The following is a 20,244-nucleotide window of genomic DNA, read 5'->3' as shown; positions in this document are numbered from 1 at the left end:
GTCAGCCGAGCCAGGTGGCGATCTGGGCGCAGGCGGAGGAGTGCCAGCCGAGTTGGAGGTGGTTGGCGGTGGAGATGAGGGCGGTTCCGGCAACGTTGGCGATGCCGGTGCGGTCGAGGGCGCTGTTCACGAAGACCACGCCGTCGCTGGGGCCGCGGTTCTCGTTGTAGATGCCGAGGACGCTGGGGGACCCGCCGGCGAGTAGGTAGGTGGCGACGGTTCCGGGGATGCCTGCCTTGTGGAGGGGGGTGATCAGGGAGCCGGCGTCGATGGCGGTCTGGATGCCGCTGCCGGAGGTGTAGAAGCCCTGGCCACCGTGGTAAGTGGTGTACCAGTCCTGTTGGGTCATGTCGATGCCGTACGTGGCGTCCCAGCGGGCGAGCATCTGGCGCTGTCCAGGAAAGACGTCGTGGCCGTCGGTGGGGGCGAAGGCGAATTCGGGGTGGGCGGTGTAGGTGCCGTAGCAGGTCATGTAGAGGTGCGGCGAGGGGGCGTTGACGCTGCCGCCGCACTGGGGCCAGATACTGACGTCGTGCGCCCAGCCGTGGGCGTAGGGGTAGTCGTAGCCGCCGTTGGGGCCCCCGAGGGTGATGAGACGGCGTACGTCTCCGGCGTAGGGGCGTCCCCAGGCGGGACGCACCGAGGAGACGTAGGCTCGGGTGGACATCTCCCCCTTGCTCCAGCCGACCAGGTCCACCTGGCTGACGCCGAGCCGGTCCTTGATGACGGCGATGGCGTCGCCGACCTGCTGGGCCTGCATCAGATTGTCGCCCTGCTTGTGGGCGAAGTTGACGGCGAAGACGCGGTAGCCACGGGCGGCGAGGTACTGCATGAGTCCGGTGCCGGGGCAGGAGACGGCGCCGCAGCCGTAACCACCGGCCTCGCCGGGGTTGGCCCAGGCGCGATCGGCGTTGTCGTTGGCGCCGTGGACGAGGAGGACGGGGGTCTGGCGACTGCCACTGTTCCAGCCGGGGGCGGAGTAGAGGAGGAAGCGGCCGGAGTGGGGCTGCTTGACACCACCGAAGAAGGTGCGCCGCTGGCCGTCCTGATCACCACGGCCGTCCGGGGGGTACTGCTCGGCATGAAAACCGCTGGTGGTGTCGAGGTAACGGTCGACTCGGTCCCAGCCGTTGGCGACGGTGGTGTAGGTGGCTTCGAGGGTGAGATAGCCGGGTGGGGCGGCGTGGGCCGGTGTGGTGGCTGCTCCGAGGCTCAGCAGTGTGAGGAGCAGGCCGAGCAAGGTGCTCGTCGCTCTGCGCATCGCGGCTCTCCCGTCCGGGGGGTGGGCTTGGTGGTACGAGTCCGCCACGGTAGGGCGGTGCGGGGGACCTTCCCATGGGGTGAGCAGCCATAGGTGCGGGGCGGAGGGGTGTGCCGTGTCGCCATGTGCCGGGTCTCGGGACCCGGGTTTCGAGAACCGAGTTACCGCACTGCCCTCCTCACTCGTCGCCGAGCTCCGCAGCATGCTCAAGTCCCCCTGAACCGGCCAGAGGTGGGCAAGCGGACGCTCTCGCGGCGTTCAAGGCGGCCTCCTCGCCGACGGAACCGAGGAGGAGTTTCTGACCTTCCTGAACACCTTCCAGCCCGACGAGAACCTGGACGTCGGCACCTCCGCCGACCGGGCGCAGGCCGCAACCTGGGGCCGCATCCCGAAGACCTTCGTGCGTCTGGCCGACGACGCGAGTCTGCCGCTCGCCATACAGGACCGGCTGATCCGCGAGGGCAACGCGCTGACGCCAGACAATCCGTACGACGTGCGCACCCTTGAGGGCAGCCACCTGAAGTGGCTGATCGACCCGGCACCGGCGGCCCGAGTCCTGGGTGAACTCGCCGCGCTCTTGCGGACGACGCCGGCTCCGTAGGTTCTGCGGTGGAATCGGCACGCCGCTCCACGCCACAGCTGAGCCGGGGCCGCATACAGGAGCCCGTCCTGGTCCGCCCCACGGTCGGCCCGTGACCTGCCCGGTGGTCGCGCTGGTTGACTATCGTGGCTGAGCTGGACTGGATGAAGGGGCGGGCGGACGGATGGCGTACGGGCGGGCCGGTTGGGTGCGGGTGCCGGTGGGGGATGACGCGGCGCGGTGGGCTACCCGGGCCAAGTGCCTGCGCGTGCTCGCCGTCGTACACAACGTGACCGCTGCGACCCGGCTGCTGGATGTGCTCCCCCTGTTCGATGACGACTGGCGTGTCCAGTTGCTGGTGACCTGCCCGGGCTCCTCGCCGTTCGCGGCCGGCACGGCAGAGTTGCTTGCCGACACCGGGGTGCCGGTCGTGCCGTATGAGCAGGCGGCCGAGACGGAGGTGGACCTGATCGTCTCCGCCAGCTTTGGCGGCCAACTGGACTTCTGTTCCGGGAAGTTGGCCATTCTCTCGCATGGTGTTGGCTACACTAAGAGGCTGGCAACACCGGACACCGGACACCGGACACCGGACACCGGACACCGGACACCGGGTCGGGGTCGGGGACGGCGCCTGCGCCCGTCTTCGGGCTCGCGCCGGAGTGGCTTCTGTCGCAGGGTGTGCCTGTCGCGGACGCACTCGTCCTCTCCCACCCCGAGCAGTACGAACGATTGCGCGTCGCTTGTCCCGAGGCGGCACCGACCGCCGTTCTCGCGGGGGACCCCTGCTTCGACCGGATGCTCGCCGCCCGGCCCCGTCGCGAGCGCTTCCGCCGCGCGTTGGGAGTGCGGCCGGGGCAGCGGCTGGTACTGCTCAATTCGACCTGGAGCTCCGATTCGCTGGTCGGTGACGGCGCAGACGGCCGGGGCGGGGGTGACGTCATCGCCGGGCTGCTGGATCGGGTCGCCACGGAGTTCCCGGTGGACGAGTACCGGTTCGCGGCCGTACTGCACCCCAACGTCTGGCACGGCCACGGACCCGGTCAGATCCGTGCCTGGCTCGATCGCGCGCGACGCGGCGGGCTGGCGCTGATCGATCCGCTGAAGGGATGGCGGCAGGCTCTGCTGGCCGCCGATGCGGTGATCGGGGACCACGGTTCCGTCACGTATTACGCGGCCGCCCTCGGCACTCCTGTGCTGCTGGGCGCCGCGCCGCTCGACGCCCTCGATCCCGATGCGCCGATCTCCGCGTTCATGCGGGAGGCGCCGCAACTCGATCCCGAAGCATCGCTGGCGGCGCAGATCGAGAGACTCATCGCCCGTCACCGGCCGTTGCCGGGGCCCGCCGAGTTCACCACCTCCGTGCCAAACGAATCCGCGCAGCGCCTGCGCAGACTCTTCTACTCGATGATGGGTGCGCCGGAGCCCGGTCGGCCGGCCTCCTTGAAACCGCTCCCGCTGCCCGATTACGAGGCCGGAACGGTAACCGTCCCCCTGCACGTTCTGTCACAGGTACGCGGGCCGGGCGAGATCGCCGTCCGTCGCTGGGCGGGGCCGCTGCCGGAGATGAGTGCGGATGGCGACGGCGAAACGCACGTCGCCGTGCACGAAGACACCCGTGATGTGGACCAGTTGGATCTCGCCGATGTCATCTTCCGGGACGGGGCACCGGACGATCCGCGCTTCGGGTCCCCTTCCGTCTGGACCGCCGAGGTGCTCCGCCGCCATCAGTGCTGTTCCCTCGCGGCCTATGTGACCGGGCCGTCCGCGTGTGTGGTCCGGATGCGCGGCGAAGAGCCGCTGCGGGTGGTGGCGGCGCCCACGACCGCCCCGGAGGCCGATTCCGGTGTGGATCCCGCCGCGTACGCCTCCGCCCTGTACGCCTGGCTGGCCACGGGCAGCCACGACGCGGCCGCCCCCGGCAAGCGGCTCGCGCGAGCGGTGGCCGACGGGCTCTTCGTGCGAACAGGCGCTCGGCTGCACCACGTACGCATCGAGCCTCTGGCACCTGCCGGGTGACCGAGGTGCCAGAGCCGGGAAGAGCGCCTACGGGGCGACGCAGCGTTCTCGCATGCGTCGCAGATGCGTCAGGTGGTACTCCGCGCGCTGGCCGTCGAGTGTGGTGATCGCCTCGTCGATCAGGGGCAGCGCCGCTTCGGTGTCCTCTCCGTCCAACCAGGTCTCGGCCAGATCGGTGAGCGTCCGGGCCGTGTTGTACGTATCGCCACTCGCCCGGAAGCGGCGCAGCGCGGTGTCCAGCCTCTCCCGGGCCTCCGCTCTCCGCCCGAGCCCGCGCAGGGCTCGTCCGCGGTGGCGCTCCAACAGGGCTTGGGCACGAGGCAGATCAGCTGCTCCCTCGTCGTGTGCGCCCAGCGTGCTCAGGATGTCGCCCGCTTCCTCGAAGCACTCGTACGCCTCCTGGTAGCGCCACTGACGCAGTCTCAGCAATCCCAGGAATTCCACGGCCGAGGCATGGCCTCGCTTGTGGCCCGCCGATTCCTCGGCCCGCGCCGCAGCCATCGTCTCCGCCTCGGCTTCCTCCCAACGACCCAATTCGGCGAGGCTGTGCGCCAGTTGAGCGTGGAGCGCTCCGGCGTCGAGGCTTCCCGGGAGATGGGAGTCGACGAGACGTGCTCCGATGCGCAGCGCGGGCAGCAGCATCTCGTGATGCCCCGCCTTGAGCTGCAGCGGCCACAGGGAACGGCACAGGTGTACGGCGGTGTCCGGGTCGCCGGACTCCTCGGCACAGCGAACGGCCTCGACCAGATTGCCCGACTCCGCGAGCAGCGCGTCGAGGGCGGCGCCCCGGTCCTCGTACCCCTGTCCGGTCCGATCGTCCGAGGGCGCCGGGACGCGCCAGCTCTCCGGGAGTGCCTGGTGGGCCGCCGACGCCGCCACGTCCGCGTAGGCGAGGAGCGTGCGGGCCAGGGCTGCGGAGCAGGCCGCGATTCCGTCCACGCGGATCGCGGTCGCCTCGGCGTGTGCTCGGACTCCGGGGCGGTAGTGGTAGCGCTCGTTGTCGCTTGCGCTCCGGCTGCGCTCCAGGAGCATCCTGTCGGCGAGATCCTCCAGGAGCCGGGCGGTGACCGCCGGGTCCAGACCGGTGGTCCGTCCCGCCGCCGCGGCGTCGAAGGCGGGCCAACCGCGCAGCGCCATCAGCCGGTACAGCGTGCCGGCTTCCGGCGTCAGGAGCTGGTAGTTGTCCTCTGCCGCCCCTTGTACCGGGTCGCTGTTCACCGCGGCCGGACGCGGCGGAAGGGTGGGGGCGGAGAGCCGGTCCGCCGCGGCGCGCAGGGCGTACGGCGATCCGCCGCACCGATCGAGCAGCGACGGCAGCGTGGCGCGGGCCGCGGCGACGGCGGATTTGCCGGTGATGTCGGTGAGCAGACGCACGGCGTCCCGGTCGGTGAGCGGACCGACCGGAACCCGTACGGCGTCGAGGCCGGGGAACGGGGTCCGGGCGACCACGATCGTGAACACCCCGGGTGCCGACGTGAGGAACGGCCGGACCTGGGCTGCCGAGTGCGCGTGGTCGAGCACGACCAGGAGCCTGCGGTCCGCCACACGATGCCGGAAGAACTCACCGAGCCGGTCGGTCGCGGGCGGCATCTCTTCGTTCCGAACGCCCAACTGGCGGAGCAGTGTACGCAGTACGGTTCCGACATCGCGTGCACTCCCGGCGCCCCCGCCACCGAGGTCGGCGTAGATCTGGCCGTCCGGGAAGAGCCGGGTCGGCCGGGATCCGAAGTGCACGGCGAGCGTGCTGGAGCCCATGCCGTGCGGGCCGTGCACCAGGGCGAGCCGGGGCCGTCCGTCCGCGCGCCGGGAGGCCTCGCGCTGGAGTTGCTTCATCGCTTCCTTGCGGTCCGTGAAGAACCTGATGGAGGCGGGGAGGTGTGACTGCGCGGCTCGGGCCGGAGTGGGGCCGCCGTGCACTCTTGACGCGAACGCGTTCCAGGACGCCGCGAGTTGTGGATTCGCGCGGAGCTGTTCGTGGACCATGCGGGCCACGTCGTCCCGTTCGCCCGGGGCGACGGGCGCGGGAACCTCCCGCCCGACGATTCTCCGTACGAAGCCGCCGGTCGATTCCCAGGCCCATTTGCCGGCCTCGTTGGCCATGCCCGAACCAACCGCGCCGAGTACCGCCGAAATGGCCGCCACCGAAGTGGGATCCAGCATGTCGCGCACTCCTTGTTCCCGGTGTTCCGGTGTTCCGCGCGATGCGCCCTCCCCGGCACCGCCGCTGCCACCGTGCGGATCAACGTTAGCGTCAGACGGGCCGACGTCCCCTGGACATGGCGATGGTGATCGTCCTGGCTGGACGCGGGAAGATCCGCCCACCCCTCAGGGCGCCGTGAACAGCCCCGGGAATCGGGGAGCGAGCCAGGGTTTGCGGCCCCAGGTGAGGACGCGCCCGCGGGCCATGGCGCCCCACGGGTTGCAGCGGCCGAGTGCCATGAGGAAGAAGGTGACCGGGTCGATGTGGATGACACAGTCGGGGCGCGTGGGCGGCTGCGGGGTGACGGATACGGCGCCGTCGGAGAACGTGACGCCGAAGCGGGCGCCGCCCCACAGGCGGATCGTGTAACAGGCCGTCAGCCCGGCGGTGGCGGCGGCATCGGTCACCCGGGGCATCGCCGTGATCAGGAAGGGCAGCGACAGCTCGACGCGGGTGCGGTCGATCATGTGCGGGCGGCCCAGCGCACGGGCCAGGTCGTAGCCGTGGCCGAGCATGTGTGTCAGCAGGTACGAGCCCAGCACCGCCCGGCTCATCGGGCCCAACGGCGTGACCACGGTCGCGTTCTCGTCCGTCGTGGACCGGTCCACCTCCGTGAGGTACGCGTCCGCGTGCGCCATTATCATCCCAGCCAGCGGATCGGCGCCCCGCTCCTCGAAGGCGGCGAGCGCGCGCTCGTTGGCCGCGGCCAGGCTCTGCGGCGTTCCGTCCCCGTAGGAGCGTTCCTGGCCGGCGGCGATGCCGGCCATCAGCTCGTTGGCCTGCGCCAGGTGCGCTGCCGCCTGCCCTACGTTCCACTCCGAGCCGGGCACCGGGACGCTCGTGTCCGCAACTCCGCGCAGCACCTCGGCGATGTCCTCGGCGGTGGCGCGTATCGCCTCTCCGAGCCCTTCGGGCAGCACGCCCGGTACGTCGTGTGCGTCGCATCCGGTTCCTGGTTCCACACTTCTCCCCGCCTCGACCGCTTCTGAGCACTCGTCCGTGGACCTCGTCATGGATCGCCCATGGTAGGAGGCCGGCCCGCTCGGCGTCCGCGGTGCCACGAGGGACCCGCGCGAGCTCATCTACGATCGTCCGCGTGTGCGCAAACGTCATAGTCGCTGAAGACGACGAGAAGCAGGCCGAACTCGTACGCCGCTACCTCGAACACGAGGGGCACGTGGTCAGAGTCGTCGGGGACGGCCTCGCGGCCCTCGCCGAGGTCCGGCACCGGGAGCCCGATCTGCTGGTGCTCGACGTGATGATGCCGCGGGCGGACGGTCTGGACGTCGTTCGTGTGCTGCGCGCCGAGCACCGGGAGGTGCCGGTGCTGATGCTCACGGCCCGCAGCACCGAGGACGATCTGCTGCTGGGTCTGGATCTCGGCGCGGACGACTACGTGACGAAGCCGTACAGCCCACGTGAGTTGATGGCGCGTGTACGGACGCTGCTGCGTCGCGCCCGGCGGGTAGCAACGGATACCGACCCCGCCGCGGATCAGGTGCTGACGGTGGGTGCGCTGATGGTCGACCCGGTCCGCCACGAGGTGTCGGTCGAGGGCCGGTTCGTGGAGTGCACGCCCGGTGAGTTCCGGATTCTCGCCGCCATGGCGGCCGAACCGGAGCGCGTCTTCACCCGGCAGCGACTCCTGGAGGAGCTGCACGGATTCGACCGGTACATCAGCTTCCGCACGGTCGACGTGCACATCATGAATCTGCGGAAGAAGATCGAGCCCGCACCGCGTCGGCCGGCGCGGCTGCTCACCGTTTTCGGTGTGGGGTACAAGCTGACGGATCCGGTCAGGAACGCGTCGCGTGCGTCGTCTTAGCAGTCGTAGCAGGGGTCGTAACGGGGTGGGTGACGTGCCTGTTCGTCGTGAGCGGCGGGCGCGACTGCCGCTCCGCAAAAGCCTGTTCGGCCGCCTGCTCGCGGTATCGGCGCTGGTGGCGGCATGTTCGGTGGCGGCCACCGCCTGGCTCGCCGTCCAGACCACTTCCGGCGCCATAAAGCAGGAGCAGGGGCAGAATCTCACCGCCGACGCCCGGATCTACAACGCCCTGCTCGGATATGCGGCGACCCATCCCACCTGGGACGGCGTCGGGAGCACCGTGCGCGACCTGGCGCAGCAGTCCGGCCGGCGGATCACCCTCACCACCGAACAGCGCCGGCCGCTCGCCGATTCCGTCACCCTGCCGTCGCCTCCCGCGCTGCCACCCCAGGCGTCGGCGATCGTCGATCCGCTGTCCGTGGACACGGCGCTGTCCCGGACGGTGGGCCTCGCGGCGGGTGCCACGTCCGACCGCGTCGACCCGCGCGCGGTCGGTCCGTTCCGGCTCCCGAAGGCCGAACGTGCCGCCCTGCAACGTGCCGCCGAGCGCAGTGTGGCCTGCCTGAACCGGATCGGGGTCGCGGCGGACGTGGTCCAGGAGCCGAGTGGCCGCCCGCGCATAGAGGTCATCGGCAACGATCCGGGCCGGTTGGAGGACACCCGGTGCGCGTCCGAAGACCTGACCTACCCGACGGCGACCGAGCGCAAGGCGCTGGGGGAGCTCAACCAGTTGGCCAATGCGTGCCTGAAGCGTCAGGGCCGCGCGGGCGTAGTGCTCAATCTTGACCTGTCCTGGGACGGCCGTCCCGAACCGGTGCCGAGCGCGGCTACCGAGGCCCGGACGGCCGCCCCCGTACCGAGCGTCCACACCGGCGACGACGACCGGGCCACCGCCTCCTGCGTGGGCACGGCCCGCCGCGAGCAGCTCAGTTCCTATGTCGCTTCGCCCGCGCTGCTGTTCATCGGCGACGAGGGCAGCACGACCGTGCCCGGCTTCGATCTCTCCCCGGCGAACACCGCGAAGATCGCGGGCGCCGCGGCGCTCGTCCTGGCACTCACCGTCGGGGCCACGGTGCTGGCCGGGGCACGGCTCGTACGTCCCCTGCACGCCCTCACCGGTGCGGCGCAGCGGATGCGCGACGGGGAGGACTCGGCGCCCGTGCTGGTCACCGACGACAACGAGATCGGGCGGCTCGCCGCAGCCTTCAACGACATGGCCGCCCACCGCGCCCGCCTCGAAGGGCAGCGCAAGGACATGGTCAGCGATGTCGCCCATGAACTGCGCACCCCGCTCAGCAATATCCGCGGCTGGCTGGAAGCGGCGCAGGACGGTCTCGCGGAGCCCGATCCGGCGTTCATCGCCTCGCTCCACACGGAGGCAGTGCAGCTGCAACACATCATCGATGACCTTCAGGATCTGGCCGCGGCCGACGCGGGCGCATTGCGACTGCACCCGGAGCCGGTACGTATCGAGGAGGTGCTGGACCAGGTCGCCGCGGCCCACCAGGGGCGGGCCGAAACTGCGGGAGTCACGCTGACGGTTCTCACGGCGACGGTCGGGCCCCCTTTCCCCGAGCTGACGGCCGACCCGGTCCGGCTGCGTCAGGCCATCGGCAACCTGGTCTCCAACGCGGTGCGTCACACCCCGGCGGGTGGAAGCGTCACATTGCGCGCGTACGGCTCCGAGTCCGCGGACGAGGTGGTGGTGGACGTCGCCGATACCGGCAGCGGCATCTCGGCCGATGATCTGCCGCATGTCTTCGACCGCTTCTGGCGCGCCGAGAAGTCCCGCAGTCGCCGCACCGGCGGCAGCGGTCTGGGCCTGGCGATCGTACGGAAACTCGTCGAGGCGCACGGCGGATCGGTGAGCGTGGTGAGCGTCGAGGGGCAGGGCTCGGTATTCACCCTCCGACTGCCGGCGGACGCGGCGGGGACGGGACCAGGAGACAGGGCCGGAGCTGGGGCCGGGAACGGGGACAGCGAAGAATGCGACGCGGGGCGGGTCTGATGCGATGACCACAGCGATCTGACAGCTTCTTCATAACTTCACGCCAGCCTGTCGGCATGCCTCGCGCCCGGTGCGAACCGGCATCCGGGCACCACCGAGGCCGACCTGGAATGGAGCCATGCCCATGCCCCACCGTCTGTCCCTCCGTACCGCCGTCCTTGCCGCTGTCGCGGCCGGCGCGGTACTCGTCCCGTCCGCCGCGGCCTTCGCCGACAGCACGCCCGCGCCCGCACCTTCGGCGCCGTCCGTCGAGCGGTCCGCCGCGGCCGCGCGGGGGGCACAGCCGTCGGTGGCGCCCCGTGGCGGGGTCGCCGCCGGCGACAATCCCACTCCGGTAAGTCCCGAGCGAGCTGCCGCGGTCGAGCGAGCGGCTGCCGCCAAGGGTTCGGCTGTCCCCGTGCCGCGTGGCGGAGTCGCCGCGGGTGAGCGACCGGCCGCCACCTCGGGCGACCACACCACCACCCTTGCCGGGTCGGCCGCGGCCGCTCTTCTGATCGCGGGAGCGGGAACGGTCGTGCTGCGCCGTCGCTCCGTCGCACAGCAGGGCAGCTGACCTGACGGTATGTCACATCACCTCACAGCGTGTGACATTGCCTGGAAAGTAGCCGTGCGCGGCATGTGACGTTGCACGACCTTCCGCGTGGCGCCGCCCCTCCCGGGCGGCGCCACTCCCCGTCCCGCATCTTCCTGGAGCCCCCATGTCCCGTAAGCCTCCGCCGCTTTGGCGCGCCGTCCTCCCGGCGCTCGCCTGCCTCGCCCTCGCCGGCTGCTCCGACTCCGACGCCGTGGACACTTCGTCCGCCGCTCAACACAGCAGTGGCGGCAGCGTCCCGGACGCTCTCAAATCCCCGAAGGAATCGGGTTCCAGGGATTCCAGTGCGGCGAACGAGCCCGGGTCACCGGAATCTGCCGCGAGTCCCACCCATGTCAGCATCCCGTCGGTCGGGGTGAACAGCTCACTGATGCGGCTCGGGCTGAACAAGGACGGCACGGTCGAGGTCCCGCCCGCCGAGAAGGGCATGACGGTCGGCTGGTACACCGGGGGCGCGGTCCCCGGCGAACGTGGCGCCGCGGTCCTCATCGGGCACAACGACACCCGCCTCGGCAAGGCCGTCTTCCACGATCTCAAGAAGATCGGCAAGGGGGCGGACATCGCGATCCGCAACGACCGGGGAGCCGAGATCCACTTCAGGGTCACCGGCACCGAGACCGTCAGCAAGAAGGCCTTCCCGACCAAGAAGGTCTACGGCTCCACCGACCGACGCGTCCTGCGCCTCATCACCTGCGACGGCGCCTTCGACGCACAGGGCCACCCGGTGGACAACCTCATCGTGTACGCCGAGCGGAGCTGACGGCGGCATCGAGGAACCGTACTGGCGATGACTTCACATCGGCACAGGGCGTCCCCCAGGACACCCGGAGCAGGCCCGCGCAAGCCCACCGACTGCTAGTTTTACCAAAGATCAGGTGCAGTTCTCGGTGGGGGGGAATCCGCCGGGTTCGGAAGACGGGCTACGGATATGCAGATCTCCCAGATCCTGGACAAGGTCGACGCGGGCGACATCGCTCTGCCGGAGTTCCAGCGCGGCTATGTGTGGACCCGCGACCAAGTACGCGGCTTCTTCCAGTCGTTGTACCGCGGGTACCCGATCGGCGGCTTCCTCACCTGGAGCACCAAGGCCGAGACGGCCGACACACGCGGCGGAACGACCGGCAAGGACGGCACCATTCAGCTCCTTCTGGACGGCCAGCAGCGGGTGACGACCCTGTACGGCGTGACCCGCGGCCGGCCGCCTCGCTTCTTCGAAGGCAACTCCTCGACACTGACCGGGCTGCACTTCAATCTTCAGACGGAGTCCTTCGAGTTCTACGCGCCAGGGAAGATGAAGGGCAACCCCCGTCTGGGTCGATGTCTCGGCACTGTTCCAGGGCGGCCTGGGCAGCCAGTTGCTCGCTGTTACTCAGCTCGCGGACCAGGACGCGGCGTTGCAAGTGACATTCATCGAGCGGCTCAACCGGATCACGCAGATCAAGGACCGCACCGTCCATGTGGACGAGGTCACCGGTGCGGACAAGACCATCGACGTCGTAGTGGACATCTTCAACCGCGTGAACTCGGGTGGGACCAAGCTCTCCAAGGGCGATTTGGCACTGGCCGCCATCTGCGCTACCTGGCCGGCCGCGCGGCCCACCATGAACGAGGCGTTGGACAACTGGTCGGTCGCCGGTTTCGATTTCAAGCTCGACTGGCTGCTGCGCAACGTCAACGCCGTACTCACGGGCGAGGCACAGTTCTCGAAGCTCGCGGATGTCGATGTGGCGCTGTTCCGCACCGGTCTGAAGGAAACCGTCGACTCCGTCTCGTACCTTCTGAACGCGCTCGGCGGACGTCTCGGGCTCGATCACGGACGGGTCCTGAACGGCGGGGCCGCGTTTCCCGTCATGAGCCGTCTGCTTTACCATCACGACGGCCGGTTCCCGGATGCCATGACCCGCGACCGCCTCTTCCACTGGTACGTCCACAGCTTCCTGTGGGGCCGTCACACCGGAGCCACCGAGACTGCTCTCAACCAGGACCTGCAGGCACTCGACGACGGTGGCGTCGATCGGCTCATCGATGTACTGCGCCGCAGCCGGGGCGGTCTGCTCACGGTCCGTCCCGACGACTTCGTCGGCTCCAGCATGGGTTCCCGCTTCTATCCCCTTCTCTACCTGCTGACGCGGGTGCACGGGGCCCAGGACTTCGTCAGCGGTGTGCCCCTGCGGGACGGCATGCTGGGCCGCCTCAGCTCTCTCCAGGTGCACCACATCTTCCCCAAGGCCCGCTTGTACGAGCACGGATACAGCCGCGCCGAAGTGAACGCCGTGGCCAACTTCTGCTTCCTGACCCAGGACACGAATCTGCGGATCGGGGCGAAGAATCCGGCGGAATACCTGGAAGAGATCGAGACCCGCATGCCGGGCGCCCTGGCGACGCAATGGATCCCCATGGATCGGGCACTCTGGCGGATCGAGAACTATCCGGACTTCCAGGCCGCCCGCCGCGCGCTGCTGGCCGATGCCGCCAACGATTTTCTCCAGGCTCTCCACGACGGTCCCTCGCCGGTGGAGCTCCAGGTGCCGACCGCTCTCACCACCACGCGAACGGCCGTGTCGGTGGCCGGCTCGGACGATGACGAGGACATCCCGGGCCTGGCCGCTCTGCTGTCGGAACTCGCGGAGGCGGACCTGGCGGTACCGGAGCTGGACAGCGAGGTGAGCGACCCCCGCACGGGAGCCGCCATCACCGTCGCCGCCGCCTACTGGCCCCAGGGCCTCCATGGAGAGGTCGGCGTCCCCGTGGTCCTCACCCCTGACACCACGCCCCAGGAGCAGGCTGCGCTGGAATCCGGCGACTACCGCGTGTTCCACAGCACGGACGCCCTGCGTCGCTTCATCGACAACGCGCGCGCGGAACAGGCGGCGGTCTGAACGGACAACGGGTGTGCACGAACACCCGATTCCGCTCCACCCGCCGACGCGGCACCCCGCTCAGCCGACCCGCTTCCATTCCGCGCAGCGGTTCGTCTTGAAGTATTCGCCCTTGTTGAGCGTCACGCGACCAGGGCCGTTCAGATTGTTGTTGGCGATGATGGAGCCGAACTCCCCGCTCGCGTCCTTGGCGCGCTCCCAGTAGCAGCCGAACGAACCGTCCGGCCCTGCGGACTTGTACGTCCCAGCTGCGATGTCCTCGCCGACCAGGTACTCCCCGTCCCCGCTGAAGCTCGTGGCCGGACCTGCCGGCTCCCTCTTCTTCGGCTCCTTGGGCTTCGCGGTCACCGTCTTGGTCACGGTCGGCGCGGGCCGGGCCTTGGCGGTCTCGGTCGCCGTCACGGTCGGTCCCGGCTTCGCCGATCCGCTCGCCTTGGCGTCCGCGTCGGCTTCCCCGCTCGATCCGATCCCTGTTCCGATGAGCAGGGCGACGAGAGCGACCGCGCCGTGCGTGAGCCATGCCTTGCCGCGCGAGGGCTTGCGCGGCGGGAGGGCGGCGGGAGGGGCCGTGACGAAGTGCTGGGGTGCCTGGTATGGGCCGGAGCCCTGGTGGTGGGGAGTGGTCATGATGTGCTCCAAGTCGGTTCTGTACGGGATTGGTTCGGGTTCGGGCGGGTTCGGGACCGGGTGTGTTCCGGGATGTGGGTACCGCTGCTGCGAGACGGTGGCCCCGAGGGTGCGGGCGTGCGCCACCCCGTGCCTACTGGCCGCGAATCCGGCGTCCCGCCTCGGTGCTGGGGTAGAGGATCGCGTCGGCGACTCGGCCGCCGGAGTCCTTGACGCCGCCGCTGAAGTTGAGGCGCCCGGTCGCACCCGACTTCGCTGCCACGCCGTCCCAGTAGCGGGCCTCGCGCTCCCACCGGATGCCGGAGAGGAGCCGGTGCAGTTCGTCGGCGCCCAACGCGTTCACCGGGTCGGCCCACGCCGTGGTGTGGTGTACGGCGATGCCCAGGCCTGCCAGCACGGCCGGTGCGGTGAGGGCGCTGCGTGAGACGAAGTGCTCGCTGCGGTCGGCGATGAGGCGGGCCAGCAGCGGCACGATGCTCTGCTCGACCTGCTCGGCGCTCGTCCCTGCGGGAAGCTCGTCCTCGTGGACGGTCTCCGCCGACCGGGACAGTCCGCCGCGCCCGTAGACCGCCGTGATCACGAGTGCCCGGAGCGCAGAGAGAGTGATGACCTCGGCGTCGGTTTTCCCGACCTGTCGCTTGCTGGCGTTGACGAGCTTGGTGAACGGTACGAGCTTGCCGTCGACGTCGACCTTGACGGCGTCGGCGACGCGGTGCGCCAGGCGTGTGGCGAAGTCCCGCTGGTCCATGGACATGGCCAGGTTCTTCGCTACGGCGACGCCCTGCACGTTGCGGTCGTAGAAGATCTGCCGCGCATCGGCCACGGTCAGGTCGACGTACAGCTCGAACGGCACGCGCACCTGGGCGAGTTCGGCGTACGTGAGCCCGTACCGCTCGGGGTCGTCGTACAGCTCGTGCCATGCGGTCGTCTGCGTCTCGCCGTCGATGGCGACCACCGACGTGCCGGGCGTGATGGTCAGGGTCCGCAGCCCAGTGCCGGGCAGCAGCTCGTCGCTGAGCGCGGCGAGCGGCCCGGCATGCCAGAAGGTGATCGGCGGGGTGGACCAGCCGGCACCCAGCTCACCCTTCACGCCATCGGCGATGTACTCGGCGTACGAGCCGACGTTCTTCCCCTTCTGCGTGGACTTCAGCGCCCGCTGCACCAGCGAGCGCAGTTCGGCGTGGCGGCGTACGGCTCCGGACGCGGCCTTGAGCGTCTTCGTGTCCTCCTCGCGGCGGGGCGAAGGCACGAGCTGGACGAGGGTCGGCACGGACATGGTGCCGATCACGGCGTCCGCACGGAACGGCATGACGGTGAGCTGGGTTCCCTCGACCACTGCGGTCGGCATGGTGATGCGCACGGCTGTTCCCCCCTTGGGATCGATGAGTTGCCCGCCGAGCACGTTCGCCCGGAAGCAACGACGCCAGATAAGCATCACCATGAAAGCACTGTCAAACACCTTGACGGATTTGACGTCCGGTGTAGCTTGTTAACAGCTCACTATCGAGAGGCCCAGGACTCCCGCCATGCCCCAGCCATCCGCCCAGGTGACCGCCGCCGAGATCTCACGCATCGCGGGAGTCACACGCGCCACCGTCAGCAACTGGCGCCGTCGGCACGACGACTTCCCGACCCCGTCCGGAGGCAACGAGAGCAGCCCTCTGTACGACCTGCTGGATGTACGGGCCTGGCTGGACGCACGAGGCCACGCGGCGGCGGTCAGCTCGCTGGAGGAGCTGCGCACCGCGTTGCGCCTGCGCCCGCAGGGCAGCCGCATGGCCGGCCGGCTCCTCCCTCTCGTCCTCGCCGCCGCCCGTCGCACGCCGGACGAGCTGACCGCACTGGCCGAGCTGCCGGACACCGATCTCGTCGCCCACGCGGACGACGCGGCTGCTCATCTCGCGGACACGGCCCCGGCGACGGAGTCCATCCACGCCTCGGGCGGTGACGCTGCGACGCTGCGGGCGCTGGTCCTGTGCGTACGCGACGAGGGCGGCGAGGCCACGCTGAGCGTGCTGGCGGAACGGGAGCTGGAGGAGAGCGCGGCCAGTGGCACCTACCAGACCCCCACCCCGCTCACCGATCTCGTGGCCCGGCTCGTCCCTGGCCCGATCACCCGCGTCCTCGACCCGGCCTGCGGCAGCGGCGCACTGCTCGCGGCGGCCGCCCGGCACGGCGCGACGGAGCTGTACGGCCAGGACAGCGTTCCGGTGCAGGCCCAGCGGAGCGCGGTGAGCCTGATGCTCGCCGCACCGGATGCGGCGGTCGCGGTACGCACGGGCGACAGCCTGCGCTCCGACGCGTTCCCGCAGCTCGCCGCCGACGCCGTACTGTGCAACCCGCCCTACGGCGACCGCGACTGGGGCCACGACGAACTGGCCTACGACCCGCGCTGGGCCTACGGTGTGCCGCCGCGCGCCGAGTCCGAGCTGGCCTGGGTCCAGCACGCGCTCGCACACCTGACGCCGGGCGGCTACGCCGTCCTGATACTTCCGCCGGCCACCGCATCGCGTGCCTCCGGGCGCCGCGTACGGATGGAGCTTGTACGCAGTGGTGCCCTGCGAGCAGTGGTTGCACTGCCGGCCGGAGCAGCGGCTCCGCTGCACGTGGGGCTCCAGATCTGGGTCCTGCAACGGCCCGAGCCGAGCGGCCCGGAACGGAAGTCCGTGCTGTTCGTCGACACGTCCGAGGCAGCAGGCCCGGGGAGGACCGGGGACACCGCCGGGGCCGGTTCACGCGGGGGCGGGCCCCGCTCGGGCACACGGGGCGGCAGCCGCGCTTCCTTGGACTGGCTGGCGCTTACGGACCGGGTACTCACGGCGTGGGCAGCCTTCGCGGACGCCCCGGACGAGTTCACCGCCGAGCCCGGCATCGCACGCGCGGTCCTGGTGGTCGACCTCATCGGCGACCTCGTCGACCTCTCCCCCGCCCGGTACGTGCGCGTCTCCCGCACCGACATCGAACCCGCGGAGCTCGCCCGGGAGGCGGACGACAGCCGGCGGCGTCTCATCGCATCCGCCAAGTCCCTGGGCCGGGCGGCGGGCCACACCGACTGGCAGGCGGCCGGGCCGGCGGTACGCGAGTGGCGCACCGCGACAGCGTCCGACCTGGCACGGGGCGGCGCGCTCACCCTGCTGCGTACGGCACCCGAGGCGAAGGAGCCGAAGGCCCCGCAAGGCGCGACCGCTGAGCCGACGGCCGCCGCCGTCCTGACGGGCGAGGACATCGCCCGCGGCACGGGCCCGACCGGTGACCCATCCAAACTGCACACAGACTCCACCCCGTTGATCGCTGCGGGCGATGTACTCGTACGGTCGGTCGCGGTCGGCAGCGGGCCGATGGTCCGGGTGGCGGGCGAGCCGGACGAGGGGGCACTGCTCGGCCGGCAGGTCCACCTCTTCCGCCCTGATCCCGCGCGGCTCGACCCGTGGTTCCTCGCGGGCTTCCTGGGCGCGGAGGAGAACATCGCAGGAGCGTCGACGGGCAGCACGATCCTGCACGTCAGTCCGGGGCGGCTGCGTGTACCGCTCCTGCCGTTGGAGGAGCAGCGCCGGTACGGGGAGGCGTTCCGCCGCGTCCACGAGCTGAGGGCGGAGGCGCGGCGCGCGACGGAGCTGGCCGAGCAGACGGCGCGACTGTTGGCGGGCGGGCTGACGGGGGGCGGGCTGGTCCCGTCGTCGGCCGGTCACGGCCCCGTCGATTCGGCCTGATCGACACCACCACCTTCACGCATCCATCACACTTGTCCGAATCCGCTCCGGTTGGGGTGGGCGGGTCCGAAAGGAAACCGGGGAATCCCTTGAACATCAGCAAGCACACGGAGCTGGCGAACCACGCCTGGTCCGTCGCCGACCTTCTGCGCGGCGATTACAGGCAGTCGGATTACGGCAAGGTCATCCTGCCGTTCACGGTGCTGCGCCGCCTGGAGTGCGTCCTGGAGCCGACGCGTGAGAAGGTCGCCGAGACGGCCGCCCGCTTCGAGGGCCAGGACATCGACACGGACCACTTCCTGCGGCGGGCTTCGGGCCACTCGTTCTACAACAAGAGCGACCTGACCCTGAAGAAGATCGTCGGCGACCCCCAGGGCGCGGCGGCGAACCTGCAGCGGTACGTCGGTTCCTTCTCGGACAACGCCCGCGAGGTCCTGGAGAAGTACGAGTTCAATCAGCAGGTCAGGAAGCTCGACAGTGCGAACCTGCTCTACCAGGTCATGGGCAAGTTCACCGACCTGAACCTGCGTCCCGAGGTCGTGCCCAACCACAACATGGGCTACATCTTCGAGGAGCTTATCCGTCGCTTCTCCGAGCAGTCGAACGAGACCGCGGGTGAACATTTCACCCCGCGCGAAGTCATCAAGCTGATGGTGAACCTGCTGATCGCCCCGGACGGTGACGCACTGAGCGTGCCTGGCGTCGTGCGTACGGTCATGGACCCGGCCTGCGGCACCGGCGGCATGCTCAGCGCGGCCGAGGAACACATCAAGGCCCTGAACCCGGACGCCACGGTGGAGGTGTACGGGCAGGAACTCAACCCGGAATCCTGGGCGATCTGCCGGTCCGACCTGATGATCAAGGAGCAGGACCCGGAGAACATCGCCTTCGGCAACTCCTTCTCGGACGACGGTCACGCGCGGGAGAAGTTCGACTACCTGCTGGCGAACCCGCCGTTCGGTGTGGAGTGGAAGAAGGTCAAGGAGGACGTCGAGTACGAGTACAAGAACCTCGGCGATTCCGGCCGCTTCGGCGCGGGCCTGCCTCGCATCAACGACGGCTCGCTTCTCTTCCTCCAGCACATGATCTCGAAGATGAAGCCGGTGGACGCGAACGGCGGGGGCGGCTCACGCATCGCCATCGTCTTCAACGGGTCGCCGCTCTTCACGGGCGCGGCCGGCTCGGGCGAGTCGGAGATCCGCCGCTGGATCCTGGAGAACGACTGGCTGGAGGCGATCGTCGCGCTGCCGGATCAGCTCTTCTACAACACGGGTATCTCTACTTACTTCTGGGTCCTGACCAACCGGAAGGACGCTCAGCACAAGGGCAAGGTCGTGTTGCTGGATGCGCGCGACCAGTGGGTGAAGATGCGGAAGTCGCTGGGCGACAAGCGCAAGGAACTGGGCGACGGGACGGGTGGCAAGCCCAACCACATCGCAGACATCACCCGCCTGTACGGGGACGCGGTGGCAGCGGCGGCGGACACGGAACACCCGCTGCACGGCAAGGTGAAGGTCTTCGACAACTCGGCGTTCGGCTACCAGCGCATCACGGTGGAGCGGCCGTTGAAGCTGCGGTTCGAGCTGACGGAGGAGACGCTGGGGGCCCTGCTCGCTTCAAAGCCTGTGCAGAAGTGGGCCGAGGAACGATTCCTGCCGCGGGAGCCGGAGCTGGCGGCAAAGGCCAAGGCCCGGCGCAAACTGACGGACGAGGAGGAAACGCAGTTCCGGGAGCTGGCGGCGATTGAGACGAAGCTGCTCACGGACGCGCTGAGCCCGCTGATGGGGACGACCTGGGCAACCAAGTCCGAGGCGCAGGTGGCGGTGCGGAACGCAATGGCGGAAGCCGGCGTGCAGGGCCCGACCGGTGCGCCGTTCACGAAGGCGCTGCGCGATGTGGTGGGCGTACGGGCCCCGGCGGGCGAGGTCCAAACCGTCAAGGGCGGTCAGCCGGAGCCGGACAGCGAACTGCGGGACTACGAGAACGTGCCGTTGGGCGAGGACGTAGAGGAGTACCTGAAGCGGGAGGTGCACCCGCACGTGCCCGATGCGTGGATCGACCATACGAAGACGAAGATCGGGTACGAGATCCCGTTCACGCGGCACTTTTACGTGTACGAGCCACCGCGGCCGTTGGCGGAGATCGACGCGGAACTGAAGGCTCTGGAAGCGGAGATTCAGGCGCTGCTGGGTGAGGTGACGGAATGAGGCGCAAAACCACAGTCCGTGCCGCTGCCGAGGTCTCCTTGGGACGCCAACGAGCGCCGCAGCATGAAACTGGGCCTCACATGGTTCGGTATCTGCGCGCTGCAAATGTCAAGGACGGCAGGTTGGACCTCTCAGACGTGAAGGAGATGAACTTCACTCCGGGCGAACAGCGGGTCTTCTCACTCCGTCAGGGAGATGTTCTCGTCACAGAAGGCAGCGGAAGCCTGGGGAGTGTCGGGGCCTCAGCAGTGTGGCGGGGCGAAGTACAGGGAACCGTTTGCTTTCAAAACACACTGCTACGAATGCGACCGCGCACGGGACTCGTTGACGGCCGGTTCT

At 69.7% G+C, this 20,244-nt stretch carries 13 protein-coding genes and 2 pseudogenes; 10 read left to right on the top strand and 5 right to left on the bottom strand.

Going from position 1 to position 20,244, the window contains the following annotated elements; all coding sequences use genetic code 11:
* Nucleotide 1: 1 nt before the first annotated feature.
* Complete coding sequence (locus tag ACZ7L9_RS19675) at nucleotides 2-1,261, bottom strand: esterase/lipase family protein (RefSeq protein WP_471416412.1); 1,260 nt, start codon at nucleotides 1,259-1,261, stop codon at nucleotides 2-4.
* Between the two features lie 227 nt (nucleotides 1,262-1,488).
* On the opposite strand from ACZ7L9_RS19675, the pseudogene ACZ7L9_RS19670 reads away from it, so the two are divergent.
* Together ACZ7L9_RS19670 and ACZ7L9_RS19665 are read left to right on the top strand one after the other, a co-directional pair.
* Nucleotides 1,489-1,862, top strand: a pseudogene (locus ACZ7L9_RS19670) (alpha/beta hydrolase); the annotation flags it as partial.
* Nucleotides 1,863-2,519: 657 nt separating this feature from the next.
* Nucleotides 2,520-3,857 carry a hypothetical protein gene (locus ACZ7L9_RS19665; RefSeq protein ID WP_471416411.1) on the top strand — a complete coding sequence of 446 codons (1,338 nt, stop codon included), beginning with the start codon at nucleotides 2,520-2,522 and terminating at the stop codon, nucleotides 3,855-3,857.
* A 27-nt stretch (nucleotides 3,858-3,884) separates the two neighbouring features.
* Here ACZ7L9_RS19665 and ACZ7L9_RS19660 read toward each other — a convergent pair whose 3' ends face one another.
* Both ACZ7L9_RS19660 and ACZ7L9_RS19655 read right to left on the bottom strand, forming a co-directional pair.
* Nucleotides 3,885-6,017 (bottom strand): tetratricopeptide repeat protein, encoded by a 2,133-nt coding sequence (locus ACZ7L9_RS19660; RefSeq protein ID WP_471416410.1) that lies wholly within the window; start codon nucleotides 6,015-6,017, stop codon nucleotides 3,885-3,887.
* 165 nt (nucleotides 6,018-6,182) lie between these two features.
* On the bottom strand, nucleotides 6,183-7,070 hold the full coding sequence (locus ACZ7L9_RS19655) for a maleylpyruvate isomerase family mycothiol-dependent enzyme (protein ID WP_471416409.1): 888 nt from the start codon (nucleotides 7,068-7,070) through the stop codon (nucleotides 6,183-6,185).
* Between the two features lie 83 nt (nucleotides 7,071-7,153).
* Between ACZ7L9_RS19655 and ACZ7L9_RS19650 the strand changes: the two genes are divergently transcribed.
* The 6 genes and pseudogenes from ACZ7L9_RS19650 to ACZ7L9_RS19625 all read left to right on the top strand — a co-directional run bounded on the left by ACZ7L9_RS19650 (nucleotide 7,154) and on the right by ACZ7L9_RS19625 (nucleotide 13,361).
* The gene (locus tag ACZ7L9_RS19650; protein WP_471416408.1) at nucleotides 7,154-7,882 is read left to right on the top strand and encodes a response regulator transcription factor; all 729 of its coding nucleotides are present in this window, start codon (nucleotides 7,154-7,156) and stop codon (nucleotides 7,880-7,882) included.
* Nucleotides 7,883-7,916: 34 nt separating this feature from the next.
* A complete protein-coding gene (locus ACZ7L9_RS19645) occupies nucleotides 7,917-9,890 on the top strand; it encodes a sensor histidine kinase (protein WP_471416407.1) in 1,974 nt (657 codons plus the stop codon).
* Nucleotides 9,891-10,014: 124 nt separating this feature from the next.
* Entirely contained in the window at nucleotides 10,015-10,443 is a 429-nt protein-coding gene (locus ACZ7L9_RS19640) for a hypothetical protein (RefSeq protein ID WP_471416406.1), read from the top strand.
* A gap of 145 nt (nucleotides 10,444-10,588) precedes the next feature.
* Entirely contained in the window at nucleotides 10,589-11,242 is a 654-nt protein-coding gene (locus tag ACZ7L9_RS19635) for a class F sortase (RefSeq protein ID WP_471416405.1), read from the top strand.
* A gap of 168 nt (nucleotides 11,243-11,410) precedes the next feature.
* Nucleotides 11,411-11,665, top strand: a pseudogene (locus tag ACZ7L9_RS19630) (DUF262 domain-containing protein); the annotation flags it as partial.
* A gap of 217 nt (nucleotides 11,666-11,882) precedes the next feature.
* Entirely contained in the window at nucleotides 11,883-13,361 is a 1,479-nt protein-coding gene (locus ACZ7L9_RS19625; protein ID WP_471416404.1) for a hypothetical protein, read from the top strand.
* A 60-nt stretch (nucleotides 13,362-13,421) separates the two neighbouring features.
* Here the strand turns inward: ACZ7L9_RS19625 and ACZ7L9_RS19620 are convergent, their stop codons facing one another.
* Complete coding sequence (locus ACZ7L9_RS19620) at nucleotides 13,422-13,988, bottom strand: hypothetical protein (RefSeq protein WP_471416403.1); 567 nt, start codon at nucleotides 13,986-13,988, stop codon at nucleotides 13,422-13,424.
* A 133-nt stretch (nucleotides 13,989-14,121) separates the two neighbouring features.
* On the bottom strand, nucleotides 14,122-15,429 hold the full coding sequence (locus tag ACZ7L9_RS19615) for a DNA sulfur modification protein DndB (protein ID WP_471416402.1): 1,308 nt from the start codon (nucleotides 15,427-15,429) through the stop codon (nucleotides 14,122-14,124).
* Nucleotides 15,430-15,514: 85 nt separating this feature from the next.
* Here ACZ7L9_RS19615 and ACZ7L9_RS19610 point away from each other — a divergent pair, with 85 nt between their 5' ends.
* Together ACZ7L9_RS19610 and ACZ7L9_RS19605 are read left to right on the top strand one after the other, a co-directional pair.
* Nucleotides 15,515-17,698, top strand: a complete 2,184-nt coding sequence (locus ACZ7L9_RS19610; protein WP_471416401.1) for an N-6 DNA methylase — start codon at nucleotides 15,515-15,517, stop codon at nucleotides 17,696-17,698.
* Nucleotides 17,699-17,787: 89 nt separating this feature from the next.
* On the top strand, nucleotides 17,788-19,905 hold the full coding sequence (locus ACZ7L9_RS19605; protein WP_471416400.1) for a type I restriction-modification system subunit M: 2,118 nt from the start codon (nucleotides 17,788-17,790) through the stop codon (nucleotides 19,903-19,905).
* The last annotated feature ends 339 nt before the right edge of the window (nucleotides 19,906-20,244 follow it).

The organism is Streptomyces sp. NPDC111516 (assembly GCF_055635345.1).
This window is presented reverse-complemented; position numbering and strand designations above follow the sequence as displayed.

Bases quoted from the DNA above. Each gene is read 5' to 3' on its own strand.
- ACZ7L9_RS19675 (WP_471416412.1), bottom strand. From the start codon at position 1,261: ATGCGCAGAGCGACGAGCACCTTGCTCGGCCTGCTCCTCACACTGCTG.
- ACZ7L9_RS19660 (WP_471416410.1), bottom strand. From the start codon at position 6,017: ATGCTGGATCCCACTTCGGTGGCGGCCATTTCGGCGGTACTCGGCGCG.
- ACZ7L9_RS19655 (WP_471416409.1), bottom strand. From the start codon at position 7,070: ATGACGAGGTCCACGGACGAGTGCTCAGAAGCGGTCGAGGCGGGGAGA.
- ACZ7L9_RS19640 (WP_471416406.1), top strand. From the start codon at position 10,015: ATGCCCCACCGTCTGTCCCTCCGTACCGCCGTCCTTGCCGCTGTCGCG.
- ACZ7L9_RS19635 (WP_471416405.1), top strand. From the start codon at position 10,589: ATGTCCCGTAAGCCTCCGCCGCTTTGGCGCGCCGTCCTCCCGGCGCTC.
- ACZ7L9_RS19620 (WP_471416403.1), bottom strand. From the start codon at position 13,988: ATGACCACTCCCCACCACCAGGGCTCCGGCCCATACCAGGCACCCCAG.
- ACZ7L9_RS19615 (WP_471416402.1), bottom strand. From the start codon at position 15,429: ATGGTGATGCTTATCTGGCGTCGTTGCTTCCGGGCGAACGTGCTCGGC.
- ACZ7L9_RS19610 (WP_471416401.1), top strand. From the start codon at position 15,515: ATGCCCCAGCCATCCGCCCAGGTGACCGCCGCCGAGATCTCACGCATC.